General features: G+C 70.4%; 23 protein-coding genes and 1 pseudogene. 11 read left to right on the top strand and 13 right to left on the bottom strand.

The features are described 5' to 3' along the window. Positions 1-129: 129 nt before the first annotated feature. The 3 genes from rplT to infC form a co-directional block, all read right to left on the bottom strand. Positions 130-531, bottom strand: a complete 402-nt coding sequence (gene rplT, locus ABIA33_RS09165; protein WP_370079131.1) for a 50S ribosomal protein L20 — start codon at positions 529-531, stop codon at positions 130-132. Between the two features lie 82 nt (positions 532-613). Beyond that, positions 614-808, bottom strand: coding sequence for a 50S ribosomal protein L35 (gene rpmI / locus ABIA33_RS09160; protein WP_034091165.1), 195 nt, complete (start codon positions 806-808; stop codon positions 614-616). A gap of 117 nt (positions 809-925) precedes the next feature. Next, a complete protein-coding gene (gene infC / locus ABIA33_RS09155) occupies positions 926-1,717 on the bottom strand; it encodes a translation initiation factor IF-3 (protein WP_370079767.1) in 792 nt (263 codons plus the stop codon). A 467-nt stretch (positions 1,718-2,184) separates the two neighbouring features. Between infC and ABIA33_RS09150 the strand changes: the two genes are divergently transcribed. Further along, a complete protein-coding gene (locus tag ABIA33_RS09150; protein ID WP_370079129.1) occupies positions 2,185-2,574 on the top strand; it encodes a DUF1844 domain-containing protein in 390 nt (129 codons plus the stop codon). A gap of 175 nt (positions 2,575-2,749) precedes the next feature. Here ABIA33_RS09150 and ABIA33_RS09145 read toward each other — a convergent pair whose 3' ends face one another. Further along, positions 2,750-3,499, bottom strand: coding sequence for an SseB family protein (locus tag ABIA33_RS09145; RefSeq protein WP_370079127.1), 750 nt, complete (start codon positions 3,497-3,499; stop codon positions 2,750-2,752). A 77-nt stretch (positions 3,500-3,576) separates the two neighbouring features. Between ABIA33_RS09145 and ABIA33_RS09140 the strand changes: the two genes are divergently transcribed. Then, positions 3,577-4,776 (top strand): amino acid deaminase/aldolase, encoded by a 1,200-nt coding sequence (locus ABIA33_RS09140; protein ID WP_370079125.1) that lies wholly within the window; start codon positions 3,577-3,579, stop codon positions 4,774-4,776. Between the two features lie 156 nt (positions 4,777-4,932). Here the strand turns inward: ABIA33_RS09140 and ABIA33_RS09135 are convergent, their stop codons facing one another. The 4 genes from ABIA33_RS09135 to ABIA33_RS09120 all read right to left on the bottom strand — a co-directional run bounded on the left by ABIA33_RS09135 (position 4,933) and on the right by ABIA33_RS09120 (position 9,522). Continuing rightward, complete coding sequence (locus tag ABIA33_RS09135; protein WP_370079123.1) at positions 4,933-5,844, bottom strand: DUF2510 domain-containing protein; 912 nt, start codon at positions 5,842-5,844, stop codon at positions 4,933-4,935. A 131-nt stretch (positions 5,845-5,975) separates the two neighbouring features. Further along, positions 5,976-6,761 carry a 3-oxoacyl-ACP reductase gene (locus ABIA33_RS09130; RefSeq protein ID WP_370079121.1) on the bottom strand — a complete coding sequence of 262 codons (786 nt, stop codon included), beginning with the start codon at positions 6,759-6,761 and terminating at the stop codon, positions 5,976-5,978. 8 nt (positions 6,762-6,769) lie between these two features. Continuing rightward, positions 6,770-8,152, bottom strand: a complete 1,383-nt coding sequence (locus ABIA33_RS09125) for an aldehyde dehydrogenase (RefSeq protein WP_370079119.1) — start codon at positions 8,150-8,152, stop codon at positions 6,770-6,772. Beyond that, complete coding sequence (locus ABIA33_RS09120; RefSeq protein ID WP_370079117.1) at positions 8,149-9,522, bottom strand: glutamine synthetase family protein; 1,374 nt, start codon at positions 9,520-9,522, stop codon at positions 8,149-8,151. Before ABIA33_RS09120 ends, ABIA33_RS09125 begins: the two co-directional genes overlap by 4 nt. Before the next feature lie 87 nt (positions 9,523-9,609). Here ABIA33_RS09120 and ABIA33_RS09115 point away from each other — a divergent pair, with 87 nt between their 5' ends. Both ABIA33_RS09115 and ABIA33_RS09110 read left to right on the top strand, forming a co-directional pair. After that, positions 9,610-10,383, top strand: coding sequence for a FadR/GntR family transcriptional regulator (locus tag ABIA33_RS09115; protein WP_370079115.1), 774 nt, complete (start codon positions 9,610-9,612; stop codon positions 10,381-10,383). 99 nt (positions 10,384-10,482) lie between these two features. Then, positions 10,483-11,190 (top strand): annotated as a pseudogene (locus tag ABIA33_RS09110) (gamma-glutamyl-gamma-aminobutyrate hydrolase family protein); the annotation flags it as partial. Between the two features lie 68 nt (positions 11,191-11,258). Here ABIA33_RS09110 and ABIA33_RS09105 read toward each other — a convergent pair. From ABIA33_RS09105 to ABIA33_RS09095, 3 genes are all read right to left on the bottom strand, one after another. Further along, complete coding sequence (locus ABIA33_RS09105; RefSeq protein WP_370079113.1) at positions 11,259-12,836, bottom strand: TROVE domain-containing protein; 1,578 nt, start codon at positions 12,834-12,836, stop codon at positions 11,259-11,261. Between the two features lie 435 nt (positions 12,837-13,271). Then, positions 13,272-13,913 carry a TetR/AcrR family transcriptional regulator gene (locus ABIA33_RS09100; protein WP_370079111.1) on the bottom strand — a complete coding sequence of 214 codons (642 nt, stop codon included), beginning with the start codon at positions 13,911-13,913 and terminating at the stop codon, positions 13,272-13,274. Between the two features lie 10 nt (positions 13,914-13,923). Next, positions 13,924-14,820, bottom strand: coding sequence for an oxidoreductase (locus ABIA33_RS09095; RefSeq protein ID WP_370079109.1), 897 nt, complete (start codon positions 14,818-14,820; stop codon positions 13,924-13,926). 122 nt (positions 14,821-14,942) lie between these two features. Between ABIA33_RS09095 and ABIA33_RS09090 the strand changes: the two genes are divergently transcribed. Continuing rightward, positions 14,943-15,950: a 5'-3' exonuclease H3TH domain-containing protein gene (locus tag ABIA33_RS09090; protein WP_370079107.1), complete on the top strand. Its 1,008-nt coding sequence runs from the start codon at positions 14,943-14,945 to the stop codon at positions 15,948-15,950. 184 nt (positions 15,951-16,134) lie between these two features. On the opposite strand, the gene ABIA33_RS09085 is transcribed toward ABIA33_RS09090, so the two are convergent. Beyond that, positions 16,135-16,545, bottom strand: coding sequence for an MMPL family transporter (locus ABIA33_RS09085; RefSeq protein WP_370079105.1), 411 nt, complete (start codon positions 16,543-16,545; stop codon positions 16,135-16,137). A gap of 284 nt (positions 16,546-16,829) precedes the next feature. On the opposite strand from ABIA33_RS09085, the gene ABIA33_RS09080 reads away from it, so the two are divergent. The 5 genes from ABIA33_RS09080 to ABIA33_RS09060 all read left to right on the top strand — a co-directional run bounded on the left by ABIA33_RS09080 (position 16,830) and on the right by ABIA33_RS09060 (position 20,582). Beyond that, positions 16,830-17,402, top strand: a complete 573-nt coding sequence (locus tag ABIA33_RS09080) for a hypothetical protein (RefSeq protein WP_370079103.1) — start codon at positions 16,830-16,832, stop codon at positions 17,400-17,402. A 99-nt stretch (positions 17,403-17,501) separates the two neighbouring features. Beyond that, the gene (locus ABIA33_RS09075) at positions 17,502-18,014 is read left to right on the top strand and encodes a DinB family protein (protein WP_370079101.1); all 513 of its coding nucleotides are present in this window, start codon (positions 17,502-17,504) and stop codon (positions 18,012-18,014) included. A gap of 258 nt (positions 18,015-18,272) precedes the next feature. After that, a complete protein-coding gene (locus ABIA33_RS09070; RefSeq protein ID WP_370079099.1) occupies positions 18,273-19,619 on the top strand; it encodes a ricin-type beta-trefoil lectin domain protein in 1,347 nt (448 codons plus the stop codon). Between the two features lie 51 nt (positions 19,620-19,670). Then, positions 19,671-20,060, top strand: a complete 390-nt coding sequence (locus tag ABIA33_RS09065; RefSeq protein WP_370079097.1) for an MmcQ/YjbR family DNA-binding protein — start codon at positions 19,671-19,673, stop codon at positions 20,058-20,060. Positions 20,061-20,189: 129 nt separating this feature from the next. After that, positions 20,190-20,582 carry an SHOCT domain-containing protein gene (locus ABIA33_RS09060; protein WP_370079095.1) on the top strand — a complete coding sequence of 131 codons (393 nt, stop codon included), beginning with the start codon at positions 20,190-20,192 and terminating at the stop codon, positions 20,580-20,582. A 109-nt stretch (positions 20,583-20,691) separates the two neighbouring features. Here the strand turns inward: ABIA33_RS09060 and ABIA33_RS09055 are convergent, their stop codons facing one another. Continuing rightward, on the bottom strand, positions 20,692-22,044 hold the full coding sequence (locus tag ABIA33_RS09055; protein ID WP_370079093.1) for a glycoside hydrolase family 18 protein: 1,353 nt from the start codon (positions 22,042-22,044) through the stop codon (positions 20,692-20,694). Positions 22,045-22,372: 328 nt separating this feature from the next. Here ABIA33_RS09055 and ABIA33_RS09050 point away from each other — a divergent pair, with 328 nt between their 5' ends. After that, a complete protein-coding gene (locus tag ABIA33_RS09050; RefSeq protein ID WP_370079091.1) occupies positions 22,373-24,439 on the top strand; it encodes a phosphocholine-specific phospholipase C in 2,067 nt (688 codons plus the stop codon). Positions 24,440-24,613: the final 174 nt, after the last annotated feature.

Below are 24,613 nucleotides of genomic sequence, written 5' to 3'. Positions count from 1 at the left end.
GACGGTGCGGGTCCGGGTGACGACGGTGCGGGTCCGGGTGAACAGAACGGACCCGCAGGGGGTGATCCCCCTGCGGGTCCGTTGTGCGTTACTCGCCACTACGGCGTGACGCTACTGCTGACGGCTCGCTCAGGCGGCGTCGGCCGCGGCGGCGGCGCGGGGCGCGTTCACGTCGGCCGGGAGGGCCTTCTGCGCGACCTCGACCAGCGTGGCGAAGGCGGTGGCGTCGTGGACGGCCAGCTCGGCCAGCATCTTGCGGTCGATCTCGACGTTGGCGAGCTTCAGGCCCTGGATCAGGCGGTTGTAGGTCATGCCGTTCGCACGCGCCGCAGCGTTGATGCGCTGGATCCACAGCTGACGGAAGTCGCCCTTGCGCTTCTTCCGGTCGTTGTAGTTGTAGGTGAAGGAGTGGAGGAGCTGCTCCTTGGCCTTGCGGTACAGGCGAGAGCGCTGGCCGCGGTAGCCGCTGGCGCGCTCGAGGACGACCCGGCGCTTCTTGTGGGCGTTTACTGCCCGCTTGACGCGTGCCACTTGTTACTCCTTGGTGAGGACCGCGGTCTTTCTCACGCGGCCCGGTTACGAATGGGTCGAGGGGATCTGCACGAAGTGCAGATCACTTGCCGAGAAGCTTCTTGACCTTCTTGACATCAGCCGGGGCCACCTCGACCGTGCCGGCAAGGCGACGGGTCAGCGTGGACGACTTGTGCTCGAGCAGGTGACGGCGGCCGGCGCGCTGGCGCAGCACCTTGCCGGAGCCAGTGATCTTGAAGCGCTTGCTGGCACCGGAGTGCGTCTTGTTCTTCGGCATGTCGCCGTACTCTCCTCGTCGGTCCGCTCCCGCCCGTGCGCCGGGGCGCGAGCGGGAGCGCTTGTGGTTCTCCAGGGCTCTCCGGCGGGTGCCGGGGAACCGGGTGGACGCAGCAGCCTAGCTGGCTGCAGCCTCCGGAGCTTCCGAGATGCCCGCCTCGGGGGTCTCGTCGCCGGCGGGGGCGTCGAGAACCTCCTCGGCTGCCTCGTCGGCGGCCTTCGGGGACTCCGCGAGCTCCTGCGGAGCTTCGGCCTCAGGGGCCTCGTCCGCAGCGGCCTCGTCGTCCTCGGCGGGGCGACCCTGCCGCTCGGCCTTGCGGATGGCGGCTGCCTCGCGGGCCTCGGCCATGGCCTCGGTCTTCTTCTTGTGCGGGCCGAGAACCATGATCATGTTCCGGCCGTCCTGCTTCGGGTTGGACTCGATGAAGCCCAACTCCTCGACGTCCGATGCGAGGCGCTGCAACAGCCGGAAGCCAAGCTCGGGGCGGGACTGCTCACGACCACGGAACATGATCGTGATCTTGACCTTGTCACCCTGCTTGAGGAACCGGACGACGTGACCCTTCTTGGTGTCATAGTCGTGCGGGTCGATCTTCGGCCGGAGCTTCATCTCCTTGATGACCGTGTGCGCCTGGTTCTTGCGCGCCTCACGGGCCTTCATGGCGGACTCGTACTTGAACTTGCCGTAGTCCATGAGCTTGCACACCGGCGGCCGGGCGGTCGCCGCGACCTCGACCAGGTCCAGGTCGTACTCCTGCGCAAGTTCCAGGGCTTTGGCAAGCGGCACGATGCCGACCTGCTCGCCGCTGGGACCGACGAGTCGCACCTCGGGGACGCGAATCCGGTCGTTGATGCGGGGCTCGGTGCTGATGGATCCTCCTCGGTTGCACCTCGCGGCTGCCGACGGCAGTCGCGTTATGCGGACTGGTTCACCGTCACACAGGACTTCATTCGTACCGCGGTGCCGATGCGCTGGGCGCTCACCGCGGGCACGAAAAAAGCCCCGCATGACACGCAGGCGGGGCTCCACGAAAACCGGGCGCGCTACCGCGGCTGGGTGGAGCCCGCGATACGCGCTGGGTGATGCCGCGCCGCGAGGCGCGAACCACCGGACCGGAACCCGACGACCCTGGGGTCGATGCGGGTGGGAGGGAGCCTCCACTTGCGGGCCGGGTAGCAGAACTGCGTCTCCATCGTGGGGACGCGACTGAACCTGGCCGGTCAGTGTCCGAGCATACCAGCGTCTGGCGGTACCGCAGAATTCCCCGCGCCGCACCCCGTTCCACACGACGTTCCACGGGACGGCGCTGCCGTGTGCCGTCGGAGCATCGGGCAGACTTTCGCACAGACATCCATCTTCAGCGAGGCGAAACACCCATGAGCAGCCAGCCCGAGCACAGCGACACCGCCGACGCGGCGGGCGCGCCGGACGCGCCCGACTTCGACGATCTGACCCGCGACATCGCGGACGTCCCCGCCGTCGAGGTCATCACGACGGTGGCCGTGCACCTGATGAGCGCGGCGGCGGTGAACCTCGGACTCGCGGAGGGCGGCGAGGCCCACAAGGACCTGGACGAAGCCCGCAAGCTGATCACCGCGCTGGCCGGACTCGTCACGGCCGGCGCACCGGAGATCAGCAACTTCCACGCCGCACCGCTGCGGGACGGCCTGAAGTCGCTGCAGCTCGCCTTCCGCGAGGCCTCCCTGGTTCCGGACGCGCCGGGGACTGGGCCAGGCGAGAAGTTCACTGGCCCGGTCTACGGCTGAGCCGCGGGGCGCCGCCAGGGGTCCGGGGGTGGCCCCCGGGCAGGCACAGAACTGGGCCGGTCTACGGCTGACCCCCGGGGCGCCGCCAGGGGTCCGGGGGTGGCCCCCGGGCAGGCACAGAACCGGCCCGGTCTACGGCTAGTCCCGCGGCTGAGCTCCACGGCTGAGGCGGCGGCTAGCGGCTGTAGAGAGGATCGGCGGGTTCGGCATTCGAGGCGGGGACGACGGCGAGGTCGAGACCCCGGTCGAGACGGATCCGCAGCAGCTCGTCGGCGGCCAGCGCCGCGGCGAGCCTCTGGACGGACGGGCCCAGCGCCGCGGAGTCCACGTCCGGGTCCGGGATCAGGGCGAGCAGCGCGTCCGTCTCCTTGCTCGGCAGCAGATGCGCGCGCAGCACCGCCGGGTGCTGCGCGAGCAGCGCCCGCACGGACTCGGCGACGTCCGGATCCTGCAGCGGGTCGAGCCTGGCCCTGCCCTCCGCGACGGCGCGCATCGCCGCACCCGACAGCTCGTAGAACGCCGGACCGGCGAGGTCGATCAGCAGCGCGTCCGCCTGCTCCGACCATGCCGCCTGGACAGCCTGCCGCGCCGGGACCGGCGCGGGGCGGGCGTCGGCGCGCCAGCGGGCGAGCGCGTCGAGCGAGGTGAAGGCAGGTAGGCCCTTGCGTCCGTCCGGGGCCTGGACGGTGGGGACGGCCATGTCGCTCGACTTCTCGTGCTTCAGCCCGTCGGCGCCGGTCCCCACCTCACCGAGGATCGCCACGATGGGGACCATCAGCCGCGCTCCGACCAGGGCTTCCAGCAGTTCACGCTCCGTCTCCGGCGAGGGCTCGGCCGCGTGGCGGGCCAGCGCCGTGGCAAGTCGGGGATCCGCGGAACCGTCGTCACCCGAGAACCCCGGGTCAGGGATGTTCTTACGCTGCACCACCCGACCCTATCCCGACCCCGACCGCCCCTTCGTCTCCCTACCGGCAGGTAGCGGTGGTGTGGCAGTCTTCGCGCATGGTGACGCTCTCAGCTGACCGCACGCGCTACGACCGTGCCACTGCCCACCTCGACGCCCCGGTGGCGATCGTGGACCTCGAAGCCTTCGACGCCAACGCCGAGGACCTGGTGCGACGTGCCGGGGGCAAGCCGATCCGGGTGGCGAGCAAGTCCGTGCGCTGCCGCGCGCTGTTGGAACGGGTGCTGCGGATGGACGGCTTCCAGGGGATCATGAGCTTCACTCTCGCTGAGTCGATCTGGCTGGCGCGCGCGGGCTTCGACGACATCCTGCTGGCGTACCCGTCCGCAGACCGGGCCGGGTATGTCGAGCTTGCGGCCGATCCCAAGCTGGCCGGGGCGATCTCGGTGCTGCTGGACGACCCGGCGCAGCTCGACCTGGTCGAGGCGGCACGCCAGGGCGGGACGGAGGAGATCCGGGTCTGCCTGGAGCTGGACACCGCACTCCAACTGTTCGGTGGGAAGGTGCGGATCGGCGCACGGCGTTCGCCGCTGCGTACGCCCGAGGCGCTGGCGGCGTTCGCCGAGCTGGTTCAGCAGCGGCCCGGGTTCCGGGTGGTCGGGCTGATGGCGTACGAGGGCCACATCGCGGGTGTGGGCGACAGCATCGCCGGGCGGCCGGTTCGATCCCGGATGATCCAGGCCATGCAGCGCAAGGCGCGGGCCGAGCTGGCGCAGCGCCGGGCCGCGGTGGTCCGCGCCGTGCGGCGGGTGGTGGACCTGGAGTTCGTCAACGGCGGCGGCACCGGCAGTGTGGAGTCGACCGTCGCGGAGGCGCTGGTGACCGAGGTCGCCGCGGGTTCCGGGCTCTACGTCCCCCGGCTGTTCGACAACTACCGGTCGTTCCACGGCCGCCCGGCGGCGCTGTTCGCACAGCCGGTGGTGCGGCGGCCCGGGGTGGGCGTGGTGACCGTGCTCGGCGGCGGCTACCCGGCGTCGGGGGCGGCGGGCCCGGACCGTTCGCCTGTGCCGTACCTGCCGCAGGGACTGCGGTACGACCCGCAGGAGGGCGCGGGCGAGGTGCAGACGCCGCTGCTGGGCTCGGCGGCGGACGACCTGCTGATCGGCGACAAGGTGTGGTTCCGGCACGCCAAGGCCGGGGAGCTGTGCGAGCGCTTCGCGCAGCTGCAACTGATTGAGGGCGACCGGGTGGTGGAGGCCGTCCCGACCTACCGGGGCGAGGGCAAGACTTTTCTCTGAGCCCTTCCGCGAGACAGCGACGCGGAGCAGACAGGACACGCGGACAGGGACACACGGGGACAGGGATACAGAGCCACACCGAAGCGCCCCGCCGGGAGACCGGCGGGGCGCTTCGGTGTCGCTGCTTCAGGAGTCGGTGCGTCAGGAGTCGGTGCGTCAGGAGTTGGTCCCCGGGGCGCCGTTCACCGCGCCCGCGGTCCCGTCCCGGACACCGGAGACTATGGTGTCCATCAGGGAGAGACTCGGAGCCTTGGTGGCGATGTCGAAGCCGAGGTGCAGCGCGACCAGGCTCTTGCCGTTGCTGGTCGGGAAGACGACGGTCTCCACGGTGCCGCTGTTGCCGACCTTGGCGTCCACCTTCCAGCGGATCAGGTAGCCGGAGCGACCGGCGACGGTGACCGCCTGGGACTCCAACTGCGTGTGGCCGGTGATGTCGCCGTAGGACTGCTTGACGGCCGTGGCGATGTCGGCCTCGGCCGCGGCCTGGGCGCCGGCGCTGACGGATGCCTTGAGGGTGCTGGTGTCCGCGCCGCCGAGGGTGCAGCCGCTGCTGGACTGGCTGCAGGAGTACGGGCCGAACGAGAGCCCGGCGTGCCCGTCCGTGGTGGTGCCGCCGGTCCAGCCGCTGGGGATGGGAAGGGAGATCCCGTCGACGATGTCGTAGGCGGTGGTGCTGCTGCTCCCCGAGCCGCCACTGCCACCGCTGCTTCCACCACTGCTGCCACCGGAGCCGCTCCCGCCGCCGGAACCGCCCGAGCCGCCTCCCCCGAAGGGGAGCCCGTTGCCGCCGCCGTAGCGCTGGCTCGGCGCGGAGACCGAGCTTGAGCCGGAACCGCGCCCGTCCATGATCAGGTAGGTGGCCAGGGTTCCGATGCCGAGGCCGAGCACCGCGGCGGCCACGCCGACCACGAGCGTCGCGCGCCGGGGACGCTTGCGGGCAGCGGGCGGAGCGTCAGCGGGTTGGGTGCTGACGGTCCATTCGGTGCCGTTCCACCACCGCTGACCGGGGTTGGCGGGGTCGCTGGGCTTGGGGTCCGGGTACCAGCCGGACGGGGTCGTCGTACTCACAGGCGCAATCTACGGGTCATTCGATAAGCATGCGATCAACCGCCGCTGAGGATCCCCTGAGAATTGCGTTCGAACAGCGGGCACGCGGAGACCCGCGTGCCCGCCCGCTCGGCCTGCTACAGACCGGCCTGCTACAGCGGGGTCACGTAGGCGCCGCCGATGCCGCCGTCGACCAGGAACTCGTTCGCGGTCATGAAGGAGGAGTCGTCGCTGGCGAGGAAGGCCACCGCGGCGGCGATCTCCTCGGGGCGGGCGAACCGGCCCAGCGGAATGTGGACCAGGCGGCGGGCGGCCCGCTCCGGGTCCTTGGCGAAGAGCTCGCGCAGCAGCGGTGTGTCCACCGGGCCCGGGCACAGCGCGTTGACGCGGATGCCCTCCCGGGCGAACTGGACGCCCAGCTCGCGGGTCATCGCCAGCACCCCGCCCTTGGACGCGGTGTAGGAGATCTGCGAGGTCGCCGCGCCCATGACGGCGACGAAACTGGCGGTGTTGATGATGGAGCCCTTGCCCTGCCGCTGCATATAGGGGAGAGCGGCCTTGCAGCAGAGGAAGACCGAGGTGAGGTTGACCTCCTGGACCCGGCGCCAGGCGTCGAGCCCGGTGGTGAGGATGGAGTCGTCGTCCGGCGGGGAGATCCCGGCGTTGTTGAAGGCGATGTCGACGCTGCCGTAGGCGTCGTACGCGGCCTTGAACAGGGCCTCGACCTGCTCGGCGTCGGTGACGTCGACGCGGACGAACAGCCCGCCGACCTCCTCGGCGGCGGCCTTGCCCGACGCCTCGTCGATGTCGGCGCAGACGACGTGCGCGCCCTCGTCCGCGAGACGGCGGGCGGTGGCGAGGCCGATGCCGCTGCCCGCGCCGGTGATCACGGCGGTGCGGCCGACCAGGCGGCGGCAGACGATGTCTTCAGTGCTCATGTGCGGCCCTACTCCTCTGTGCTGAAGAAGACGTTCTTGGTCTCGGTGAAGTGTGCGAGGGCGTCCGGCCCCAACTCGCGGCCGAGGCCCGACTCGCCGAAGCCGCCGAAAGGCGTCCAGTAGCGGACCGAACTGTGCGAGTTGACGGACAGGTTGCCCGCGTTGACTCCTCGGGCGAGGCGCATCGCGCGGCCCAGGTCGCGGGTCCAGATCGACCCCGACAGGCCGTAGCGGGTGGCGTTGGCGAGGCGCAGCGCGTCCGCCTCGTCGGTGAAGGGGAGGACGACGGCGACCGGGCCGAAGATCTCCTCGGTGGCGGCGCGGCAGCCGGGGTCCTCCGGGGCGAGGAGGGTGGGCGGGAACCAGAAGCCGGGTCCCGAGGGCGCCTCGCCCCGGGCGACGACGGGCAGATCGGGGGTGAGGTAGGAGGCGACGCGCTCGCGCTGGGCGGCGGAGATCAGCGGGCCCATCTCCGTTGCCGGGTCGTTGGGGTCGCCGACCCTGACGGCGGTGAGCGCGGGGGCGACCAGCGCGAGGAAGTCGTCGTAGACCTCGCGCTGGACCAGGATCCGGGTGCGGGCGCAGCAGTCCTGCCCGGAGTTGTCGAGGAAGGCCATCGGCGCGGCAGCGGCGGCGCGGGCCAGGTCCGCGTCGGCGAAGACGATGTTGGGGCTCTTGCCGCCGAGCTCCAGGGTGACCCGTTTGAGCTGCCCGGAGCAGCGGGACATGATCTCCTTGCCCACGGGCGTGGACCCGGTGAAGACGATCTTCCGCACGCCGGGGTGGTCGACCAGCGCGCGTCCGGTGACCGGGCCGTGGCCGGGCAGGACCTGGAACAGTCCCTCCGGGAGTCCGGCCGCGAGGGCGAGCTCCTCCAGGCGGAGCGCGGTGAGTGGGGTCGTCTCCGCGGGCTTGAGCAGGACGGCGTTGCCTGCCGCGAGGGCGGGGGCGAATCCCCAGGCGGCGATGGGCATCGGGAAGTTCCACGGCGCGATGACACCCACGACGCCCAGCGGCTCGTGGAAGGTGACGTCCAGGCCGCCCGCCACCGGGATCTGCCGTCCGGTCAGCCGTTCGATCCCGCCGGCGGCGTATTCCAGCAGGTCGCGGACGTTGCCCGCCTCCCAGCGGGCGTTGCCCAGGGTGTGGCCGGCCTCGCGCACCTCCAGGGCGGCGAGTTCGTCGAGCGCGCCGTCCACGGCGTCGGCGAAGCGGCGCAGCAGCCGGGAGCGGTCGCCGGGGGCGAGCGCCGCCCAGCTCTGCTGGGCCTTGGCGGCCCGGGCGACGGCCGCGTCCACCTGCTGCTCGGACGTGGCGGGGACGGTGGCGAGGACCTCCTCGGTCGCCGGGTTGAGGACGATCAGTGGTGCGTCGGGCACTGCGTGGCTCACATTCGCTCAAAGGAGCGAAAGCGCTCCCAGTCGGTGACGGCGGTGTCGAAGGCGTCCTGCTCGACCTCGGCCATCCTCAGGTAGTGCTGGACGACGTCGCTGCCGAACGCCTCCACGGCGAGCTTGCTGCCGGACCAGAGCTCGGCGGCGTCGCGCAGGGTCGTCGGCAGGTGGTCGTAGTCGGCCGCATAGGCGTTGCCGGTGCAGGGCTCGGGCAGTTCGAGCTGCTGCTCGATGCCGCGCAGCCCGGCGGCGATCATCGCGGCGACGGCGAGGTAGGGGTTGACGTCCCCGCCCGGGGCGCGGTTCTCCACGCGCAGCGAGGGGCCGTGGCCGACGATGCGGAGCGGGCAGGTGCGGTTGTCGCGGCCCCAGGCGATGGCGGTGGGGGCGAAGGAACCGGGGCGGAAGCGCTTGTAGGAGTTGATGTTGGGTGCGTAGAGGAGGGTGAGCTCGCGCATCCCGGCGAGCTGTCCGGCGAGGAAGTGCCGCATCAGCGATGACATCTCACCGTCCCCGCTCTCGTTCGAGGCAGCGCAGACCGGGGTGCCCTCAAGGTCGCGGAGCGAGAGATGGATGTGGCAGCTGTTGCCCTCGCGCTCGTTGTACTTGGCCATAAAGGTCAGCGCGAGGCCCTGCTGAGCGGCGATCTCCTTGGCCCCGGTCTTGTAGACGCTGTGCTGGTCACAGGTGGTGAGGGCGTCGTCGTAGCGGAAGGTGATCTCGTGCTGGCCGAGGTTGCACTCGCCCTTGGCGGATTCGACGACCATCCCCGCCGCGCCCATCTCGTTGCGGATCCGGGAGAGCAGTGGCTCGATCCGGGCGGTCGCCAGCAGGGAGTAGTCGGCGTTGTACTGGTTCGCCGGGGTCAGCTCGCGGTAGCCGCGCTTCCAGGCGTCCTCGTAGGTGTCCCGGAAGACGATGAACTCCAGCTCCGTCCCGGCCCAGGCGGTGAGGCCGTGTTCGGCGAGCCGGTCGAGCTGGCGGCGCAGGATCTGCCGCGGCGAGGCGGGGACGGGGCTGCCGTCCAGCCAGGCGAGGTCGGCGGTGACCAGGGCAGTGCCGGGCTGCCAGGGCGTACGGCGTAGCGTGGCCAGGTCGGGGAGCAGGGCGAAGTCGCCGTAGCCGGTGTCCCAGGACGCCATGGGATAGCCGTCGACGGTGTTGAGCTCGACGTCGACGGCGAGGAGGTAGGCGCACCCTTCGCTGCCGTGCGCGAGTACGTCGTCGAGGAAGAAACCGGCGGCGAAACGCTTGCCCTGGAGCCTGCCCTGCATGTCGGTGAAGGCGAGAGCGACGGTGTGGATCTCCCCGGCTGCCACCAGGTGCCGAAGCTCCTGGACGCTGAGCGAGGGTTGACGGTCTGTCACGAAACGTGCCTCCGACTGCTTGCGAAGTGGGGCGCTGACGAGAATCTAAAGGTATGTCCTTGTACCATTGAAAGGGAAGGGGGCTCGATGACTGACTCGATGACTGAGGCGGACGACTCGGACGCGAAGGGCACCGATCCGCTGGCCGCGGTGTTGTGGCCGGTGCGCTCGGGGAACACCTTCGAGGAAACGGTTCAGCGGGTGCTGCAGCTGATCCGGCTCGGACTCGTGCCCGAGGGCGAGCGGCTGCCCCCGGAGCGGGAACTTGCCGACCGGCTCCAGGTCAGCCGGGTGACGCTGCGTGAAGCCCTGAAGGTACTGGTGGACGCCGGACTCCTGGAGGTACGGCGCGGGCGCTACGGCGGTGCGTTCGTGCGCCGCGCAGCCGACGCCGCGGACATCGCCTCGGGCGACGGAGTGGAGCTGCGCCGCCGCGCCGGGCTGCTGGGCGACCGGCTGGAGGACACGCTGCTGTTCCGCGAGGTACTGGAGGTCGGCGCGGCCGAGCTCTGCGCCGCGCGGCGGCCCGTCGGCGCGGAGGCGCAGCAGCTGCGCGACTGCCTGGCCGCGACCGGCGCGTGCGAGCTGGCCGACTACCGGCGCCAGGACACCCGGCTGCACCTCGCCGTCGCCGAGCTGTGCGGATCGCCCTCGGTGGCGGCGCAGTACGCGGCCGTCCGCGCGACGGTCAACGAACTGCTGGACTGCATTCCGCTGCTGCCACCCAACCTGGAGCACTCGGAGCGGCAGCACGAGGAGCTGGTCGCGGCGATCCTGGGCGGCGAACCCGACCGGGCGCGGGCCGCGATGCGCGAACATCTCGCCGGGACGGCCGCGCTGCTGCGCGGGTTCTTGGCATGACCTGCCGTGCATGACCCGCAGCGCCTGATCCGCCTTGCATGACCCGCCGTGCATGACCCGCCTCGCTTGACCGGTCGTACTACTTGGGAGGTTCCTGCCGTGCCCCGTCCACTGATCGGCGTCACCACGTATCTCAACCCGGCCTCATGGGGAATCTGGGCCGGCCAGCAGGCCGCCCTGCTACCCGTCGAGTACCCCGCCCTCATCCAGGCGGCGGGCGGGATCGCCGCGATGCTGCCCCCCGACAACAGCCCTGAGGACCTGTCGGTCGCCGCCGATCTGGTGTCACGCCTGGACGGGCTGGTGATCAGTGGAGGCCCCGACGTCGACCCTGCACGCTACGGCTCCGAGCGCCACCCCCGCACGGACCCGCCCGCAACCGAGCGCGACGCCTGGGAGCTGGCGCTGATCGCCGCCGCGCTGCGGAAGGGACTGCCGCTGCTGTGCATCTGCCGGGGGATGCAACTGCTCAACGTGGTCTGCGGCGGGGACCTGGTCCAGCATCTGCCGGACCAGACGGGGCACGACGGCCACGCCCCCACGCCAGGCGCGTACGCCTCGCACCTCGTGACGCCGGTGCCGGGGACGCGGCTGGCGGCGCTGCTCGGCGAGGCCGAACTCGACGTCCCCACCTACCACCACCAGGCAGTTGGCCGTCTCGGCGACGGCCTCACTGCGAGCGCCTACGCCCCCGACGGCACGGTGGAGGCCGTGGAGTTCCCCACCGGGTTCACCCTCGCCGTGCAGTGGCACCCCGAGCAGGGTGCCGATCTGCGCCTGGCCCAGGCCCTGGTCCGCGCCGCCGCCACCGGCACCGCCACCGCCACGGATTCCGCCGTCGGCCGCCCCTCCCGCGTCGGCCGCCCGTCCACCGCCTACCCCTCCCAGGGCGCGACCGCGCTCCCTCCCGTGGAGAGCAGTCCCACCAGGGTGAACAGCTTGTCGCTGAACCCGCCGATCTCGTAGCGGTTGGGCCGAGCGCCGTCGACGGCCGCAGGCGCGTACCCCGTGGTGTTGACGCCGAAGACGGGCACCTCCGCGGGAACCGCCTCGGAAACGCTCAGCTCGCGCCGGGCGCCCCACGCGGCGAACGCCTGCATGTCGGAGACGATGACCACCCGGTCCTGGCCCCGGTAGCTCGCCTGCAGGGCGGCCACGGTCTCGGTGCCGTGGCCGACCTCGCCGATCCGGGCGCAGAAGGAGTCCACGGTCTTCAGCACCGAGCCGCCGCCGGTGAGCCGGTGCTGGAAGTGGCCGCTCGCGAAGCCGACCAGGTCCACCTGGGCGCCCTTGCACGCCAGCGCCACTCCGAACAGCGCGCCGACGTCGACATGACGGATCGTCGACCGGGACGACACCTGGCCCTGCATGGAGCCGGAGGTGTCGACCAGCACCAGGGTGCGTCCCGGCAGCTCCGGGATGTTCGCGGTGGACGCGGCCAACGCCCGGTCCAGGGCGTGGCCCCATCGCAGCGAGGGGGCGGCCCGGTAGGCGGACAGGAAGCGGAACGGGAACTGACGGGACGTCGCGACCCGCTCAGGGTCGGCGAGTTCCGCCGCGATCTGCTCTGCGACCTCGTCCGGGATCCCGGCCTGGTCAAAGTTGCGCAGATTCCGCAGCTTGGCCATGTAGCCCATCGACGGCAGCACGGCCTGCCATGCCTCGGCGTCCATCGGACCCTGCAGCCAGCCGGCCAGCGCCTCCCAGGTCATCCCGGCCGCGCGCAGCACCTCACCCGCGTCCTCGCGGCGCAGCACGGCCCGGCGCTCCCCGACCGGCAGCGCCATCAGCGCGGCACGGGACCGAAGCACGGCGAGCGCGTCGGGCAGGTCCTCGCCACGGCCGTGGCGGCGGTCGATGGCGTACTTGAACAGCGGGCCCTGCCACGGCTTGTCCGCATCCGGGGCCGCGTGCACCAGCTCCAGCACATCGCCGAAGCGGTAACCGCGGCTGTCGCCGTCGTACTTGAGCAGCGAGCGCTCGTTGTAGAGGCGGGCGACGGCGTCGGCTAGACCGCGCTTGACGGGCTTCGGGACGGCACGGCCGTACTGGGCAGTCCAGTACGCGAGCAGCTCGCCGGGCTCGTCGGCGCGCAGGCAGACGGCGTCGACCAACTCGCGGTTGCCGCCGTGCCGTCCCTCGACCAGGCGGGCGGCGACCGCCTCGGCGGCGGCGACCAGGGCGGCGGAGCGCATGTTCGCCTCGCCGCGCAGCCAGGTCAGGAAGCGCTGCAGCCAGACCGGGTCAGCGACGGCGACCGTCCGGACCAGGGCGCGGAAGCGGTCATCTCGATCCCTGGCGGACTCGTAGAAGGTGTCCTCGCCGACCATGTTGACCACGGCGAGGAGCACCAGGTCGGCCCGGGCGTCGCGGGTGAAGGCGGCCCCGCCCTCATAGGTGCGGGTCGCCGTGGTGGCGGCACCGCCTGCGGCGGAGCGGTTGAACTTGGACATGGGTCGACTCCCCCCGAGTCACGGTGATTGACGGAGTGTTGGTACGAGTGGGGGGAGGCGAGGAGGAAGGTGCGCCCGAGATCGTACTGACCGGCGGCGGTGTCTTGTTCCAATGCTCTGTCCGCATTGAGCTAACGCCGCCTGCGGCGGCGTGCGGGACTCGAACCCGCAACCCTTGGATCCAGTGAAGTATCCGCTGCCTTCGCACCGGGCGCACCGATGCCTACGCCTCCCGAGGTCAGGGCGACGACGGATGGACTGCCCCGCCTGAGTGGGGCGACCGGCCCAGGGGTGGACCGGTCAGGAATCGAACCCGAAGTATCCGCAGTCTGCGCACCGGGAGGTGCGTCATACGTCCAGAGGTCGACAAACGGCGACGGCTTGTTTCTTTGAGAGAGAAGTATCCGTCGCCTTCGCACCTGGACGATGTTCAGCCTAGAACGCACCACCGACACTGTCGCCCGAATTACCGCTGAGCGCCGATCGCCCCAGGACCAGCGCGTGCGTGACCGCCACGGCCCGGGCGACGGTGCGGTCGACCGTGGAGGCGTCGCCGCAGAAGCCGCCGTCCAGGAGCAGCGCGGCATGCCCGTGGGCGGCGGTGGCGATGGCGTGCATCAGCGTCGCCGCGGCCTCGGGGTCGCCCTCGCAGAGCGCGATCGCCGAGGGCAGCAAAGCGACCTCGGCGCGGGTGGTCGCCTGCTCCAGATCCGGATGGCGGCTCTTGTCGAGGCCGGCCGAGAACAGCGTCTCGAACAGCGCCCGGTGCTCGGCCGCGAAACGGACGTAGGCGCCGGCGCCCAGGGCCAGCCGCTGCGCCGGGGCCAGGTCGCCGGGCACCTGCTCCAGCGTCTCCGCGAGCTCGCCCGCGCCTCGCTCCGCCGCGGCGGCGAGCAGTGCCTCGCGGTCGGCGAAGTGGCGGTACGGCGCGGCCACCGTGACGCCGAGCCGCCGGCCCGCCTCGGCGAGCGAGAACGCGCCGACGCCCTTCTCGCCGATCAGATCGATGGCGGTGTCGATCAGCGCGGCCCGCAGGTCGCCATGGTGATAGCCGCGCTTCTTCGTTCCACCCCGCATACCGGGCAGCCTATGCGTAGCGCACCCCCGTGAGCTCCTCGGAGATGGTCCACAGGCGCTGCTGCGCCGACTCGTCGTGGGCGGCGGCGCTGGACGCCTTGAGCACAGGCCAGCCACGCATCTCGAACGGACCGTCAGGACCGTAGTAGTGCGCGCCCATCGCCAGCGGGTCGGTGGCGGCGCGCAGTGTGGGCAGCGCACCGCGGTCGGCGGGCTGGCCGAAGGGAGCCGCGAGGAGGGTGTTGAACGGTCGGAGCGGTGCGGGAACGTACCGGGTGAGATCGGTCGTGGAGAAGCCCGGGTGGGCAGCGAGCGCGACGGTCTCGGCCTCGGCCGCGGCGAGCCGGCGCTGAAGCTCGTACATGAACATCAGGTTGGCCAGCTTGGACTGCGCGTAGGCCCCCATCCTGCTGTAGCGGCGCTCCCACTGCAGGTCGTCGAAGTTGATGCCGTTCCGGGCCTGCCGGTGGGCCATGCTCGCGACGACCACGACGCGCGAGCCGGGGACGTCGCGAAGGCGGTCGAGCAGCAGTCCGGTGAGCGCGAAGTGGCCCAGGTGGTTGGTGCCGAGTTGCAGCTCGAAGCCGTCGGCGGTGCGCTGGTGCGGCGGGATCATCACACCGGCGTTGTTGATGAGCAGGTCAAGGCGTTCGAAACGCTGCCGCACCTCTTCGGCCGCCTCGCGTACCGAGGCGAGCGAGGCCAGGTCCAGCGCGAGGAGCTCGGTCCGCCCGCCGATGCGCTCGGCGGCCGCCTTGGCCTTCTCCGGGTCGCGGCAGGCGAGGACGACGGTCGCACCGCGCCCGGCGAGCACCGCCGCGGTCTCCAGGCCGAGACCGGTGTTGGCCCCGGTGACGAGCGCGACCCGGCCCGTCTGGTCAGGTACGTCGGCTGCTGTCCAGGGCATGCGGCCCTCCCGAAGTCAAAGCATTTCACAATGTAAGTCCCTTTAGCTTGGAGCGCGTCCGACGCGCTGTCAAGCAACGAGGTTCGGGCTCGTTGTCGTACCCGTGCGGCATGATGCGTCGCATGACGGCACCCGCACCCGCCCCCGCCTCCAAGACCACCCCCCGGCTGATGCTCCTGGACACGGCCAGCCTGTACTTCCGCGCCTACTTCGGCGTGCCGGACTCGGTCCGCTCCCCCGACGGCCGACCCGTCAACGCCGTGCGTGGGCTGCTGGAGTTCATCACCCGACTCGTTCAGGACCACTCCCCCGACCATCTGGTGGCCTGCTGGGACGCCGACTGGCGCCCGCAGTGGCGGGTGGACCTCATCCCCACCTACAAGACCCACCGGCTCGCCGCGCAGAGCGAGGTGGAGGGCGCTGAGGAGATCCCCGACACCCTGTCCCCGCAGGTCCCGGTCATCGAGGCGGTGTTGGACGCCCTCGGCATCGCCCGGGTCGGCGCGCCGGGCTACGAGGCGGACGACGTCATCGGCACGCTGGCCACCCACGCCATCCGCCCGGTGGACGTGGTCACCGGCGACCGGGAGGCCGCAGATTACCAACCACGCGTCAAGATCGTCACGGGCGACAGGGACCTCTTCCAGCTGGTGGACGACGCCCGGGGTGTGCAGGTGCTCTACCCGATCAAGGGAGTGGGCTCGCTGCAGATCACGGACGATGCGCTGCTGGTCGAGAAGTACGGGGTGACCGGCGCCCAGTACGTCGACTTCGCGGTGCTGCGCGGCGACCCCAGCGACGGTCTGCCCGGCGTCGTCGGCATCGGCGAGAAAACTGCCGCGAAGCTGATCTCCGAATACGGCACCCTCGCAGACATCCAGGCCGCAGCGGTCGACCCGGACAGCAAACTCACGCCCGCCCAGCGAAAGCGCCTGATCGAGGGCACCGACTACCTCGCCGTCGCCCCCAAGGTCGTCAGCGTCGCCACCGACGTCCCCCTCCCCGCCTTCGACCCCGCCCTCCCTCGCGAACCCCTGGACCCCGTGACCCTGGAAGACCTCGCCGAACGCTGGGGCCTCGGCACCCCGCTCAAGCGGCTCCTCGACACCCTCGCCGAATCGCGAGACTAGGAGCCTCGACTCGATGCCCGCCGAACCGGGAAGGCCTGGTCGAACTCATCGTGGGCGTGGGCATCGCGGACACCGGCCGCACAGGTGAAGGTCTGCTCCTGGTAGTTCCGCGCCCCTGCCTCGGGGTCAGGTGGCGGGCGTTCTCCTGATCGACTCCGGTCCACGCCACCTGACTCGCGAGTGGTCAGACGTTGGTGAGGTGGTGCTTGCTGTCGCCGGGCTTGTCGTCGAGCTTGTCGTCGAGGTGTTCGCCTTCGATGTCGGGGTCCGGGACGTAGCGGGAGAACCAGCGGGGGTGGTACCAGGCCTTGGCGCCGAGGATGGCCATGGCGGCGGGGACCAGGGTGAGGCGGACGACGAAGGCGTCAACCAGCACTCCGACGGCGAAGCTGAAGCCGATCTCCTTGACGGTCGGTTCGGGCGAGAAGATGAACGACACGAAGATCGACGCCATGATCAGCGCGGCCGCGCTCACAACGCGGGCGGACTGCCCGGTGCCCAGTACGACCGCCCTGCGTGCGTCGCCGGCCTTGGCGAACTGCTCCTTGATGCGGGAGACGACGAAGCCCTCGTAGTCACTGGACAGCCCGAACATGATCGCCAGCAGGATGACTGGCAGGACTGAGGGTCTGGGTCGGTTCGATGCCCAGGAGGTCCTTGCCCCAACCCCATTGGAAGACGGCGACCTCGGCGCCGAACGCGGCACCGGCCCATCATCAGCGCCGCCCGGGATGACTGATCAGTATCCCGCCACGCCAACTTCCGACGCATCCCGCAGCTTGACTATCCAGGCTGCCATCGCCGACCCCACCAGCGAGCTCACCCCCAGCCAACGCCAGCGCGTCCTCGATGATCGCTGGTACATGAGATCCTGATCCCGTGACGCTGGCGTTCGGTGTGGAGGAGTTCCAACTGGTGCTTCTGCGGCGGATGGCGGACTTTCAACCGGTCCTCGTGGAGCGGGCGCGCACCAGGCTCGGCGTATCGGCGACGGCGATGCGCCAGGTCAACGCCGGCTGGCAACGCTTTGTGCGGTCGAAGACCGCACCGCGCGGGGTGGCCCGCTACGTCGCGGTGCTCGGGCCGCAGGCGTCGGTCCGCGAACAGCGCGCGGGCGACCTCACCTGCCGGCTGCACCACTGGTTCCTGCCGCTGTGGCCCGACCTGCGCTTCGAGGCAGTCGAGGGTCCCGACGGCGGAGTCTGGCAGGAATGGCTGGTGCGGGCGCCGGGAACGCGTCCGCCGGCCGTGCCCGTGACCGGCGATCTCGCTCCCTGGAAGTACGTGGTCAGCGATCTGGAGCAGCTGTTCCCTGACGTCAGGCACCTGTCGGCGGATGCGCCGAACCGCTGGGTCAGCCAGTTCGCCCTCCCCGAGGAAAGCGGAGGAGTGCGCCTCCGGCGGGCCCGCTTCGTCTACGGGCTGCTTCAGGAAGTGTCAGAAGTCGGTTGAAGGACGGGGACGGCCCCGGCCGACGTGTCGGGTAGCGGGGACTTCAGCGAGCCGAAATCAGCGTGCGATCTGACGTGGCCTCAAGTAGCGTCCGCAGGCATGACTCCTCCCCGCAATCGCCCTGCCTACGGCGCCGACGAGCGCACGCAACTCATCGGCTGGCTCGACATGCAGCGCGCGGTCATCCAGTGGAAGTGCGAGGGCCTGTCCGACGCGGATGCCCATCGTTCCCTCCTTCCGACTTCGCCCCATATGACGATGGCCGGTCTCGTCTCCCACATGCGCTGGGTCGAACACCTCTGGTTCGAGGTCGTGCTGCTGGGCCGACCGGCGGAAGGGCCTCAATTCGAGGAAGGGCCCGAGGACGCCGACATGAGGGTCGAGGGCGTCCCACTCGCACAGCTCCTCGAGGAGTACGACCGGCAGTGCGCGGTGTCGACGGAGATCATCACGGCCGGTTCCCTGGATGACGTGGGCAAGCACCCGGACTTCCCTGCGGCTGCCGCGACACTGCGGTGGATCCTATTCCACATGATCGAGGAGACCGCCCGGCACGCTGGACACATGGATGCCATCCGGGAGCATCTCGACGGCGCGAAGGGGTACTACTGACTGCTTCGCCGCTGGTCCAGACCATATCGGCGACGGCGACCCGGCCATGGGCCCGTGCCTTCACCTTCTGAAGGCACGGGCGGTGCGAAAAGCTTGGTGTGCACAACTCTTGACCCATGTTCATGCCAAGGGCAATAGTGCCCGGGAGAGCGCAGAGAAGTCCCGGAGCCGCACCTCGCCGATCGACCGCGCGGTCGTCCGGAGCCCCCTGCTGCCCCCCCGCCCCGCCCCGCTCCACCCGAGCTCTGGGAGCCGTAGATGACCCGTGCAACGGAGACCCCACCCACCCGGCGGTTCGCCCGCAGACTCGGCCGGCGCTTCCGCCGGGCCGCGCTGCTGGCGACAGCAGGACTGCTCGTCGCGTTCGCGGCGTTCCCGCCGGGCGCCAGCGCCGTGACCGTGCCCGGGCCGCCGTCCGGGTGGACCACCGTGTTCAGCGACGGCTTCAGCGGCGCAGCCGGAAGCGCGCCGTCTGCTTCAAACTGGATCTACGACACCGGCCCCGGGTCGAACTTCGGGACCGGCGAGATCGAGACGATGACCAACTCGACGGCCAATGTCCACCTGGACGGCAACGGCCATCTGGACATCACCGCACTCCAGAGCGGCGGCAACTGGACCTCCGGCCGCATCCAGACGCCCAGCGCGAACGTCGGCGCGCCGGCCGGAGGCAAGCTGGAGGTCACGGCGTCGATCATGCAACCGAACCCGGGCAGCGGCCTGGGGTACTGGCCGGCGTTCTGGATGCTCGGCCCGGGGCAGTGGCCCGAGAACGGCGAGATCGACATCATGGAGGACGTCAACGCCCGCTCGCAGGTCGCGGGAACGATCCACTGCGGCACCTACCCGGGCGGCGTGTGCAACGAGGGCAACGGCATCGGTAGCGGTCTGCAGGCCTGCTCCGGATGCCAGACCGGCTACCACACCTACTCGATGATCCTCGACCGGACGAACACCTCCGCCGAGTCCATCACCTGGTACCTGGACGGCAACCAGTACTTCAGCGTGAGCGAGAGCCAGGTCGGCGCCTCCACCTGGCAGCAGGCCTTCGACCACAACCTGTCCATCATCTTCGACCTGGCCATCGGCGGCGGCTTCCCCAACGGGGTGTGCGGCTGCACCACGCCGACCTCGTCCACCAGCTCCGGCGCGACGATGAGCGTCGGCTACGTCGCCGCGTACACGACCACCGGCGGGGGCGGGGGCGGCGGCACCGGTTCGGGTGGCGCGATCACCGGCTACGGCGGCCTCTGCCTGGACGACCGCTCGGCCAGCACCGCCAACTACAACCCCATCCAGGTCTACACCTGCAACGGCACCGCCGCGCAGCAGTGGACCTTCGTCCAGGCCGGCACGACCCTGCACGTCCTGGGCAAGTGTCTGGACGTCAACGCGGGGGGCACCGCGAACGGCACACTGGTCGACCTCTACGACTGCAACAACACAGGCTCGCAGGTCTGGATACCGCAGTCCAACGGATCCTTCTACAACCCGCAGTCGAACAAGTGCCTGGACGACACCGGGTGGTCCACCACGCCGGGCACCCAGGTGGAGATCTGGGACTGCACCGGCGGCGCCAACCAGAAATGGAGCCTGCCCGCCTGACCCGACCTCGACCTCGCGCCGTTCCAGGCAGGGCGGGCTAGCGTGTTGCCCGTGGCCACCTGGAACGACGTGCGCCGGATCGCGCTGGCGCTGCCTGGGACGAGCGAACGGTCCTCGCGCGGAACCGCCGAGTGGCGGGTCAAGGACAAGGGCTTTGTCTGGGAACGCCCACTGCGGCGGGCCGACCTGGAAGCCCTCGGAGACAAGGCACCGAACGGTCCGATCCTGGGCGCCCGCGTGGCCGACGTCGGCGTGAAGCTGGCTCTTCTGGCCGAGGACCCGAACGTCTTCTTCACCACCCCGCACTTCGACGGCTACCCGGCGGTACTGGTCCTTCTCGAGCGGATCGACGTCGCGGAACTGGACGAGCTCATCGTTGAGGCATGGCTCGCCCGCGCGCCCAAGCGCCTGGCCCAGGAGTACCTCGCCGCACCGCGATGAGCGCGCGGTCGAGGCGCGCTGTCCGATTTGTGGTGATATGACTAGCTTGTACGGCGTGCCGCCGCGCGAAGGGCTTGCGCCCTGGTGACGTGAGGCCGGCAGCGTGGCGTGAGCGACAGGAGCGGGACGATGAACTACCCACTGCTCAGCGTGTTCTGGACCATGCTCGAGTTCTTCCTGTGGATCGTGTGGCTGTTCCTGCTGTTCAAGATCATCATGGACATCTTCCGCAACCACGACTCGAGCGGCTGGAGCAAGGCCGCATGGCTGATCCTGATCATCGTCGTGCCATTCCTGGGCGTCCTCGTGTACGTGATCGTTCACGGCAGGGACATGGGCCAGCGCGACCTCGCGCAGGCCCAGCAGCAGGACAAGGCGTTCCAGGCCTACGTCCGGCAGGCCGCGGGTCCCAGTGGCAGCGGCAGCCACGTCGACGAGCTGGCCAAGCTCGCGGACCTGAAGGAGAAGGGCGCGATCACCGACGCCGAGTTCCAGCAGGCCAAAGCGAAGGTCCTGGCCTGACCGCACCCGGACCGGAGGCCGCCCCGGCGCCGGGCACGACGCCGGGACGACGCCGGAGGCCGGGCCGTCCCGAGGGATGGCCCGGCCCCGATGCGCCGTGGCGCGGTGGTCAGTGCCCGTTCAGGCCCGCACCCAGGGCGGCGGTCAGTTGGCCGTCGGAGGTGTCGCCGTCCAGGGACCACACCATCGTGCCGCGCAGGGCGGCCGCGCGGATGTACTGGCCCTTGATCCACACCGAGGCCGGGCTGTCGTAGGTGTAGAACGTGCCGGAAGCCGCGTCGTACTTGTACGGCTCGGCGGACAGCGGGTCGAAGTAGGTCTTGCCCGGTGCGTTCACGACCTGGTTGTAGTTGGGCGTGCCACCGCCCGCCGTCGCCGTCTGGAACAGTCCGTCGCCGTGCGGGCCGGGTGCGACGCCGGTCCACTCGTGCGCGTAGTACGGGATGGACAGCGAGATCTGGGACGACTTCACGCCGTGCTGCTCGTAGTAGTCGACGGCCTGGGTCACGCTGTACCGATTGTTGGCCGGGTTGGGGTCGCGCGGGTCCTGGAACAGCGCCGAGGCGAAGTCCGTCGGCCCGGCGGGCTCCCAACTGCCGTGGTAGTCGAAGGTCATGACGTTGAACCAGTCGACGACCTTGGCGATCTTGTCGAGCTCCAGATTGGCCGCCACAGTGGGGTTCGCCGAGGTGTTGGCGGTCAGCAGGTAGCGCTGCCCCGTGGGCGCGGCCGCGTCGAGCTGGGTGCGGAACTCCGCCATAAGCGCGGTGAAGTCCGGGGTGTCCTGAGGGCCGAACGGGTTGTTGTTGCCGGGCGCGCCCGGGTACTCCCAGTCGACCGCGAAGCCGTCGAAGACCCCGGCCGCAGCGCCGGCCGGCAGGCCCGCGATGTTGCCCTTGAGGTACTGGTCCACGCAGGAGGCGACGAACTTCTGCCGTCCGGCGGCCGTAGCCGCGAGACCGGAGAAGTGGCTCGACCAGGACCAGCCGCCGATCGACATCACGATCTTCAGCTTGGGGTTGGCTGCCTTGAGTTCACGCAGCTGGTTGAAGTTCCCGAGCAGGGCCTGCCCCGCCGCGTCCGCCTGGCCGGTGACCGACTCGCTCGCCGCGAACGGCCGCTGGTAGTCCGCCCAACTGTCGCCGCTGGAACAGGTTCCGTCGGTAGCGATGTTGCTGAACGCGTAGTCGAGCTCGGTGAGGTGCTTGATCTCTCCGGAGCTGATCAGGTTCTTCTCGAAGAATCCGGAGTAGATGCCCCACTGGGTGAAGTAGCCGACCAGTTGCTTCTGGGACTGTCCGGGACGGTCGGAGTTCTGACCGAGCCCCTGCGCGCTGCTGGGCGTGGCCGCCAGCAGCGTGACAGCGCAGGCCGCAGCGGTCGCAGCAGTCAACGCGCGGCGGCGGCCGGCTCTGCCAGCGGAAGCGGAGAAGGCGGAGAAAGTGGAGAAAGCGGGCGACACGGGCTCTCCTCGTCATGGGCACTACATGTCGGAGCACGTCACAGCGGCATGATGGTATAGACCATACGAGCGCTAGGTATAGTCCAATGTCAGTTGGCGGTCAATGGACCTGCCAGGCACAGTCGTTCGCCGACCCGGAACGTCCTCCGCATCCTCGGAACCGGTCACATCAGAAGCGCGCGCGGATCCTCGACTGATGTCGTTTTGATAACGAGTCCAGTCCAGTTGTGGGCTTGACTTCATGTCCCTGCCACCTTTGTCGGGGGCTCAGGACACCTTTCGGCCCCATAGTCCCGATCGAGCCTGTCTCTCAGATCCGGAGGACTCCGTGGCGCCCGTCACCCGCCGTACCTTTCTCGGCTCCGCCGCCGCACTCGGCGCCGCACTCGGTCTCGAAGCCCTTCCGGGCTCCGCGCCGAGGGCCGCCGCCGCCGGCACCGGGACGATCACCGACGTCAAGCACGTCGTCGTGCTGATGCAGGAGAACCGCAGCTTCGACCACTACTTCGGCAGCCTGAAGGGTGTCCGGGGCTTCGCCGACCGCTCCGCGATCTCCGTGTCCGGCGGCTACACGGTGTTCGACCAGCCCAACGGATCGGGCCGCCAGTTCCCCTGGCAGCTGAGCGCCAACAACACCTGGTACTTCGGTGTGAGCGCGGAGACGCTGGCCCAGTGCGACGGCTCGCTCGACCACGGTTGGAGCACCCAGCACTCCGCCTGGAACGGCGGGAAGATGGACAGTTGGGTCTCCGCCAAGGGCTCCAACCGGACCATGGGCTATCTCAACCGCAGCGACATCCCCTTCCACTACGCGCTCGCCGACGCCTACACCGTCTGCGACGCCTACCACTGCTCCATTCTCAGCGCGACCGGCCCCAACCGCACCTACCTCTGGGGCGGGATGATCGACCCGGCCGGCACCGCCGGAGGCCCGGCCTCGGACGGCGGCTCGGAATCCGGGCTCAGCTGGCAGACCTATGCGGAGGCGCTGCAGAACGCCGGGGTGAGCTGGAAGGTCTACCAGAACGCCTCGGACAACTTCGGCGACAACGGCCTCGCCTACTTCAGCCAGTTCGCCAACGCCGCCAGCAGCAGTCCACTGCACCAGCGCGGCATGTCCTCGGTGCCGAGCACCGGCTCGACCCCGGACGACATCACCGCAGCGATCAGGCAGGACGCGCAGAACGGCACCCTGCCGCAGGTCTCCTGGGTCGTCGCCAACCAGGCGTTCTCCGAGCACCCGGACGCCCCGCCCGCCGACGGCGCGCACTTCGTCAATCTGGTGCTGCAGGCGCTGGCCGCCGACTCGTCGGTCTTTGACTCCACCGTGCTGTTCCTCAACTACGACGAGAACGACGGCTTCTTCGACCACGTCCCGCCGCCGGTACCGCCCGCGGGCACCGCTGCTGAGTTCCTCAACGGGACGCCGCTCGGGCTCGGCTTCCGCGTCCCCATGGTGATCGTGTCGCCCTGGACCCGGGGCGGCTGGGTCGACTCGCAGGTTTTTGACCACACCTCCGTGATCCGCTTCCTGGAGACCTGGACCGCAGCGCTGGGCACCCCGGCGGCGTGCAACAGCATCAGCAGCTGGCGCCGCGAAGTCTGTGGCGACCTCACCAGCGCCTTCGACTTCACCTCACCGGTGTACGGTCTCCCCTCGCTGCCCGCGACGAGCAAGGTGATCGGGCAGTCCGCCTGCAACGTGATGCCCAACCCCGGGCCGACCACCAATGCGCTGCCGACCCAGGAGGCCGGCACCAGGCCCGCGCGGGCCCTGCCGTACCAGCCCAACGGCTTCGTCGACCACCTTGAGTTCGACGCCAACGGGAAGACCCTGCTCTGGATCAAGATGGCCAACCAGGGAGCGCACGCGACCAGCGCCGCACACTTCTCGGTCTACGCCAACGCCTTCCGCTCCGGCGGCCCCTGGCAGTACACCGTCGCCCCGTACAACGCCGGCACCGGCCAGGACGGCACGGCGATCGACTACTTCAACATCGGCAGCGGCTACGGCTCGGGCAAGTACGACCTCACCCTGGTCGGCCCCAACCGCTTCCTGCGCCACTTCACGGGGGACGCCACCGCCGCGGGCAGGAGCGTCGAAGCGACCAGCTCCTACGCGCCTGCACCCGACACCGGCAAGGCTGCCGTCTGGCTCGCCATGACCAACTCCGTCTCGACCACGGCCACGTTCACCATCACCTCGACCAACTACCGCACCGACGGCCCCTGGACCTACCGGGTTCCGGCCGGCGGCAGCGCCTCGGACTACTTCAACGCGGTCGCCTACAGCAACGGCTGGTACGACTTCACCGTGACCGTCGACCTCGACGCGTCCTGGTCCCGCCGCCTTGTCGGCCACATCGAGACGGGCACGGCGAGCGTCAGCGGGTAGTCCCGCAGCAGCTTCCGAGGGCGTGGCGGCTTCCGCGCAACTCCGCACCGTGGTGGGGGGGGGGCCCGCCCCGGGGGGGCGCCCCCCCCCCCCCGGGGGGGCCCCGGCCCCCCCCCCCCCCCCCCCCCGGGGGGTGGGGGCGGGGGCCCCCCCCCCCCCCCACCCCCCCACCCC

Origin of the sequence: Streptacidiphilus sp. MAP12-16 (assembly GCF_041262165.1) — a bacterium.
Taxonomy (GTDB): Bacteria; Actinomycetota; Actinomycetes; order Streptomycetales; family Streptomycetaceae; genus Streptacidiphilus.
Note: the sequence above shows the minus strand (reverse complement) of the source record. Positions and strands in the feature narration are given on the sequence as shown.